Genomic DNA, 6,468 nt, shown 5'->3' with positions numbered 1-6,468 from the left:
ACCGCTGGTCGAGTAGGGCGGGCGAGCTTGCGAGGCCCGTCCGTATCGAGACCACACACCGACGATCTCGATTCGCCTCTCCCTCGCGGCGCTCGATCACCGGGGGCGGGATCGGCGCCGCGGCAGTGTGCCGCGACCACCCGGTCGGCTGCACCTAGGCTGACGACCATGACGACGTGGGGTGCATCGAGCGAGGTCGGACGTCTGCGGACGGTCATGCTGCACCGGCCGGGCCAGGAGCTGGCGCGGCTGACGCCACGCAACAACGACTCGCTGCTGTTCGACGGCATCCCGTGGCTGGGGCGCGCGCAGGACGAGCACGACGCGTTCGCGCAGGCGCTGCGCGACCACGACGTCGAGGTGCTGTACCTCGTGGAGCTGCTCGTCGAGACGCTCGAGCAGCCCGAGGCGCGGGCCGAGATCATCGCCAGCACGACGGCCACGCTGCACCTCGGCGACAGCCTGCGCCGCTACCTCGCGTCGGCGCTGGCCGACCTGCCCGCCGAGGAGCTGGCCGCGGTCGTCACCGCCGGCCTGCGCAACGACGAGATCGCCCACCGCAGCATCGTCACGAGCCTGCTGCGCCCCGACGACTTCCTCGTCGACCCGCTGCCCAACCTGCTGTTCACGCGCGACTCCTCGGTGTGGCTGCCCGACCGGGTGGCCGTGACCAGCCTGGCCATGCCGGCCCGCGTGCGCGAGACGCAGCTGACCGGCCTGATCTACACGCACCACCCGCGGTTCGCCGGCGCCGAGCGTGTCCACGGCCCGCACCTGGAGCACCTCGAGGGCGGCGACGTGCTGCTGCTCGCCCCCGGCGTGATCGCCGTCGGCGTCGGCGAGCGCACCACCCCGGCCGGCTTCGAGCGGTTCGCCTCGACCGTGCTCTCCACCGGGCTCGCGCAGACGGTGCTCGCGGTGCCGATCGCGCAGGAGCGCGCCACCATGCACCTCGACACCATCGTGACGATGGTCGACGTCGACAGCGTGGTCATCTACCCCAACATGGCCGACGAGCTGCGCGCCATCGCCGTCACGGCGGGCGACGGCGAGGACGGCGCGCTGGTGGTGGGTGCGGAGCGGTCGTTCTTCGAGGCCGCGGCCGAGGCGATGGGCATCGACGCGCTGCACCGCATCGACACCGGCCTCGACCCGGTCACGGCCGAGCGCGAGCAGTGGGACGACGGGAACAACACCCTCGCGATCGACGCTCGGCTGGCCGTGGCGTACGAGCGCAACGAGCAGACCAACGCCCGGCTCGAGGAGCACGGCATCGAGGTCGTCGCGATCAGCGGCTCCGAGCTCGGCTCCGGCCGCGGCGGCCCGCGCTGCATGAGCTGCCCGATCCTGCGCGACTGACCCGCAGACCAGACCCGTCGCCGCACGGTCTCGATAGGCCGACCCCACCGCTGGTCGAGTAGCGGTTCCGGCGACGAAGGAGCTCGGATCCGCGTATCGAGACCACCCGGCACCGTCAGACGATCGTGACCTGCGGCGCGTAGAGCGCCATCGCGTCGAGGGCGCGTCGGTGGTCCTCCGGCGAGGAGCCGGCACAGGCGTCGGACACGACCTCGAGGGTCGCGCCCGCGTCGGCGGCAGCCAGCACCGTCGAGAGCACGCAGCAGTCGGTGGACACCCCGGCGACCACGAGCGTCGGGGCAGGCCCGGTGACGGACCGGACCGCGTCCCACTTGCCGAAGGTCGGGGCGGACACGACCGTGGCGTCGGCCGCGAGGTCCGCCAGGTCGGGCACGACGTCGAACATCGGGTCGTCGGCGGGCCGGTCGGCGAAGGGCCACGCGTCGAAGTACGTGCGCCAGGACCCGACGCGCTCGGCGCCCGGGGCCGGGACCCACCGCGTGACGATCGTCGGCAGGTCGGCGGCCAGCGCCCGGATCGGCTCTACCGTCCCTGCGAACATCGGTGACCCCCAGGGGGAGTCCGGGTCGGCGAACACCCGCTGCGGGTCCACGACGACCAGCCAACGGCCCGTCACGGGACCAGCGCCTCCTGGCGGCGCACCACGGAGCGCCGGGCGACGAGGGTGACCACGAGACCGAGCGCGAAGGCCACGAGGACGCCGAGGTTGGCGTAGGGCCACGCGCCGTCCCAGCCGGCACCGTCGGGCAGCCGGGTGCCCAGGCCGAACGGCTGGATGAGGTAGCCCTGCCAGTCGTTCCACGCGGTGCCCGAGACCTGGTTGACGACCAGGCCCCAGCCGATGACCGAGGCCACGAGCATCGTGCCGACCGACGTCCAGTCCACGGCGCCGTACCGTCCGGAGGCGTCGAACAGGGCGGCGTCGTCGTAGTCGCGCCGACGCAGCGCGATGTCGCCGATCATGATGCCGGCCCAGGCAGCGATCGGGACGCCGAGCGTGATGAGGAAGCTCGTGAACGGGCCGAGGAACGTCTGCGCCACGAACACGACGTAGACCGTGCCGAGCGTCAGGATCACACCGTCGACGCCGGCCGCGGCGGGGCGAGGGATCCGCACGCCCAGGCTGAGCAGGGTGAGGCCCGAGGAGTAGATGCCGAGCACCGCACCCGAGACGAGGGCCAGCACCGACGCGACCAGGAACGGCACGAGGAACCAGGTGGGCAGGGCGGACGCGAGCGTCCCGATGGGGTCGTCCACGATGCCCGCGCTGAGCGTGTCCGAGGATCCGGCCAGCAGCACGCCGTAGACCACGAGGACCACCGGGGCGAGCGCGCCGGCGATCGTGTTCCACAGCACGATCTGCGAGCCGGGGGTGTCACGCCGCTGGTAGCGCGACCAGTCCGCGGCGATGTTGATCCAGCCGAACCCGAAGCCCGTCATCACCATGACGAAGGCGCCGACGACGGCCTGGCCCGATCCGCCGGGCAGGGCCGTGACCCGGTCCAGGTCGATCTGGTCGAACGTCAGCAGGATGTAGCCGATGGTCACGGCCCCGGTCAGCCACGTGAGGACCGACTGCATCCGCATGATCAGGTGGTAGCCGGCCACCGACGCGGCGACGATCAGCGCCGCGATCACGACGCACGCCACGACCTTGGTGCCGATGCCGCCACCCCAGCCGAGCTCCCGGAAGATGGTCGCCGTCGCGAGCGTCGCCATGATCGCGAGGAAGGTCTCCCACCCGATGGAGATCAGCCAGCTGAACACGCCGGGCACCTTCTGGCCGACGACACCGAAGGGCGCGCGGCTCAGGACCATGGTGGGCGCCGACCCTCGCTTGCCCGCGATGGCCACGAGCCCGCACGCGGCGAAGGAGACCACCACACCGAGCACGGTCACGAGCACGGCCTGCACCAGCGAGAGGCCGAAGCCCAGCACGTAGCTGCCGTAGGAGATGCCGAACACCGACACGTTGGCCGCGAACCACGGCCAGAACAGGTCGGACGGCTTGGCGGTGCGGTCGGACTCGTCGATCACCTCGATGCCCGTGACCTCGATGCCCGCACGCCGCACGGCCTCGAGACCGGACGTGCCGGTGGTGGGCTGCTCGTTCATGCACCCAGCGTCCCACGATCGGGCCCGACGTGGGCCCACCAACGGGCCCACGGACCCGGGTGCCCGGCCGTCCGGGCGGCCTAGCCTCGCTCACCGGCACCGGCCCCCGGAGCCCATCGCCCTCGGAGACTCCCATGAAGCGCACCCTCCTCGCCCTGGCCGCGTCGGCCGCCACCGTGCTCGCGACCACGGCCGGTCCGGCGGCGGCGTCGAACCCCGTCGACGTCACCAAGGAGTCCTGCCTGTCCAACCAGACGCTCCGAGCCGGCTGCGTCAGCGTGAGGTGGGACGCGAGTGACCGCGACGTCCGCGCGATCGGCCTCGCCTGGTCCAAGGGCGACCCCAAGGTCGGCGCCGTCACCGAGCTCACCCTGCAGCGCCGCACGTGCGGCGGGGCGTGGAACACCGTCTCCTACGACGCCGATCCCGACGGGTACGCGGTGCTCGACACCGTCGGCTCACCGTCGTACTCGACCGGGATCACCGGTCGTCAGTGGCGGGCGAAGGCCGTGATCTCGTGGAAGGTCGCCGGCTACCCGAGCACCCGCAGGAGCACCGTCCGCACGACTCCCGTCCTCGGCTCCTGCTGAGCCGGCCCCACCACGAGAGGAACCCTCATGAAGCGCCTCATCACCGCGACCGCCCTCGCCGTCGCCTCCACCGTCCTCGCCGCCACGCCCGCACAGGCCGACACCGTCAGCAAGGTCAACTGCGACGGCAGCGACGGCAGCGGGCTCACCGCCACCCAGTACGTCGCCATGGTCGCGTCGAAGCCGTGCGTCTTCGTCGAGTTCGACCGCACGGCCAAGCGAGGCACGGCCAAGAGCTACTCCCGCCCCAAGCCCGGCCAGGGCGCCGTCACCCAGCTGGCGCTGTTCCGTCGCCCCTGCGGCGGCAGCTGGACGCGCGTGGCCTACGCGCCCGACGCCGACGGCTGGTTCGGCCAGCAGCGCGACGTCGCTCAGACGTCCGCAGCCCAGGGCAGCGGACGCGTCCAGTGGTACGCGTCGGGCAAGTTCTCCACGCGCGTCAACGGCACGATCGTGGCCAAGCGACTGAAGACCGGCGTCGTCGACGGCTGCTGACCGTCCGGCTCAGCGGATGGTGAGCTGGCGACTCGTCAGGTTGGAGCGGGCGTTGCGCTGCTCCGACGTGAGCGGGGCGTCGTCGGCGATGGCGGCGTCGAGGCGTGTGGACAGCTCCGCGAGGGGGCCGTCGAGCGCCGCAGCGCCGTCGTCGACCACAGTCGGGTCCATCTCCCACACCGGCACGAGCAGGCCGTGCGCGCGGAACATGCCGATGAGCTTGGTGCCCTCACCCAAGGTCTCCTCGCCGGCGGCAGCCAGCCGGGCGAAGCCGTCGAGCACCGTGTCCTCGTTCTTGGTGACCACCCACCGCAGGTAGCGCTTGTCGCCCATGCGCACCCAGTAGGCCGCCTCGACCGAGGTCAGGCGCTCGGTGGGCGAGACTGACTCGTTGGCCTGGGCGAGCGCGTCGGAGCCCTCGGCGTCCGTGCCCTCCACCCAGAAGTCGAAGCCGCTGTGCACCTCGACGTCGAACGACGACGCCGGGTCCACGACCTGCTGCAGCCGGTCGCCCACACCCGGGTCGCGCACGGGGACGGGGTTGCCGGGCTCGGTCTCGCGGGCGGTCTCGATGGTGCCGGCGAGGTCGCGGCTCACGTCGCCGTGGTTGTGCAGCACCTGCAGACCGAGCCAGATCTCGCCGTCGGGACGGCGGATGCCGGCGCCGCTCCCGGGGAGCAGGGAGCACACGCGCACCTGCTCGCCGTCGTTGAGCGTGACCGTGGCCGTGGCTGCGGGCACGAACTCGCGCAGCGCGATCCAGTCACCCTCTCCGGGCAGTCCCTCGAACGTCCGGGCCACGAACGGCATGCGGGCAGGCTTCGGGGCCTTGGTGCGGCGCGACTTCTTTCCCATGGCCGCACCCTAACGAGCCCGGTCGAACCCCGCGGACGAGAGGGTCGTCAGTGGTCGAGGGCGAGCTCGGCGCCCACGCGCGTGCCGGCCGACATGTCGACCCACCACCGGTCGGCCACCCGGTTGATGATCGACAGGCCACGACCGCTGAGGGAGTCCTCGTCGAAGTCGATCGGCTCCAGCGAGGCACCCTCGCCGCCGTCGTGCACGCTGAGCTCCAGCAGCTGACGGTCGACGTCGATCGTCCAGGCGATCTCCATCGTCCCGTCGGCGGCCGGCTGGCCGTGGGCCACGGCGTTGGCGACCATCTCGCTCAACACGATGAGGGCGTCGTCGATGGTGCTGGGACTGGCGCGGTTGACCGTCAGGAAGCCCGCGAGCTTGGTGCGCGCCATGCTCGGCGTGGACGGCTCGAACGGCAGGCGCACGGTCGCGGAGGGGCGTGACGACGCCGGTGTGGCACCGGCTCCGCTCTCTTCCTCTGCGCGCATATAGTCCAAAGTAACCATGTCCCCCCTGGTTTTCCACCCCCTGGCCCCACTCGCCTCCCGCGACGGACGGTGCCGGTGGGGCGGGCGGGGACGCCGAACCAGACGAGGAGTGAGCCCTGTGGACGTCCCCACGACGACCGTCGAGGACCTGCCCGACCCCCTGCCCGACGACCTCGTGGTGCTCGACGTGCGCGAGCAGCACGAGTGGGACGCCGGGCACGTCGACGGCGCGACGCACGTGCCGCTCGGCGACCTCCCGACGCGCGTCGGCGAGCTGGACCCACAGGCCCGCACGCTGGTGGTCTGCCACCTGGGTGGACGCTCGGCCCGCGCGACGGCCTGGCTGTCGCAGCAGGGCCACGACGTGGTCAACCTCGCCGGCGGCATGGACGCCTGGGAGGCCGCCGGGCGGCCCACCACCTGACAGGTCCCGTGCCGGGCACCTCGACGAGCTCGGCGACCACACCGCTCGGTGAGCGGGGCAGGACGCGGGGGGGGGGGGGGGGGGGGGGGGGGGGGGGGGGGGGGGGGGGGGGGGGGGG

Annotated in this window: 8 protein-coding genes; 4 read left to right on the top strand and 4 right to left on the bottom strand. The window is 72.5% G+C overall.

The window, feature by feature from the left end:
• The first annotated feature begins 168 nt into the window (after positions 1-168).
• Complete coding sequence (locus tag NUV38_RS16950; RefSeq protein ID WP_257730236.1) at positions 169-1,359, top strand: arginine deiminase; 1,191 nt, start codon at positions 169-171, stop codon at positions 1,357-1,359.
• Between the two features lie 115 nt (positions 1,360-1,474).
• Here the strand turns inward: NUV38_RS16950 and NUV38_RS16945 are convergent, their stop codons facing one another.
• Positions 1,475-1,996, bottom strand: a complete 522-nt coding sequence (locus NUV38_RS16945; protein ID WP_257730235.1) for a cysteine hydrolase family protein — start codon at positions 1,994-1,996, stop codon at positions 1,475-1,477.
• On the bottom strand, positions 1,993-3,495 hold the full coding sequence (locus NUV38_RS16940; RefSeq protein WP_257730234.1) for a cytosine permease: 1,503 nt from the start codon (positions 3,493-3,495) through the stop codon (positions 1,993-1,995). Before NUV38_RS16940 ends, NUV38_RS16945 begins: the two co-directional genes overlap by 4 nt.
• 134 nt (positions 3,496-3,629) lie before the next feature.
• On the opposite strand from NUV38_RS16940, the gene NUV38_RS16935 reads away from it, so the two are divergent.
• Positions 3,630-4,085, top strand: a complete 456-nt coding sequence (locus tag NUV38_RS16935; RefSeq protein WP_257730233.1) for a hypothetical protein — start codon at positions 3,630-3,632, stop codon at positions 4,083-4,085.
• Positions 4,086-4,112: 27 nt separating this feature from the next.
• The gene (locus NUV38_RS16930) at positions 4,113-4,580 is read left to right on the top strand and encodes a hypothetical protein (RefSeq protein ID WP_257730232.1); all 468 of its coding nucleotides are present in this window, start codon (positions 4,113-4,115) and stop codon (positions 4,578-4,580) included.
• A gap of 9 nt (positions 4,581-4,589) precedes the next feature.
• Here NUV38_RS16930 and NUV38_RS16925 read toward each other — a convergent pair whose 3' ends face one another.
• Both NUV38_RS16925 and NUV38_RS16920 read right to left on the bottom strand, forming a co-directional pair.
• On the bottom strand, positions 4,590-5,435 hold the full coding sequence (locus NUV38_RS16925) for a DUF5926 family protein (RefSeq protein ID WP_257730231.1): 846 nt from the start codon (positions 5,433-5,435) through the stop codon (positions 4,590-4,592).
• A 47-nt stretch (positions 5,436-5,482) separates the two neighbouring features.
• Positions 5,483-5,926 (bottom strand): ATP-binding protein, encoded by a 444-nt coding sequence (locus NUV38_RS16920; protein ID WP_257730230.1) that lies wholly within the window; start codon positions 5,924-5,926, stop codon positions 5,483-5,485.
• A 118-nt stretch (positions 5,927-6,044) separates the two neighbouring features.
• On the opposite strand from NUV38_RS16920, the gene NUV38_RS16915 reads away from it, so the two are divergent.
• Entirely contained in the window at positions 6,045-6,350 is a 306-nt protein-coding gene (locus NUV38_RS16915; protein ID WP_235493094.1) for a rhodanese-like domain-containing protein, read from the top strand.
• Positions 6,351-6,468 lie beyond the last annotated feature (118 nt).

The organism is Aeromicrobium sp. 50.2.37, from assembly GCF_024655735.1.
Taxonomy (GTDB): domain Bacteria; phylum Actinomycetota; class Actinomycetes; order Propionibacteriales; family Nocardioidaceae; genus Aeromicrobium.
This window is presented reverse-complemented; position numbering and strand designations above follow the sequence as displayed.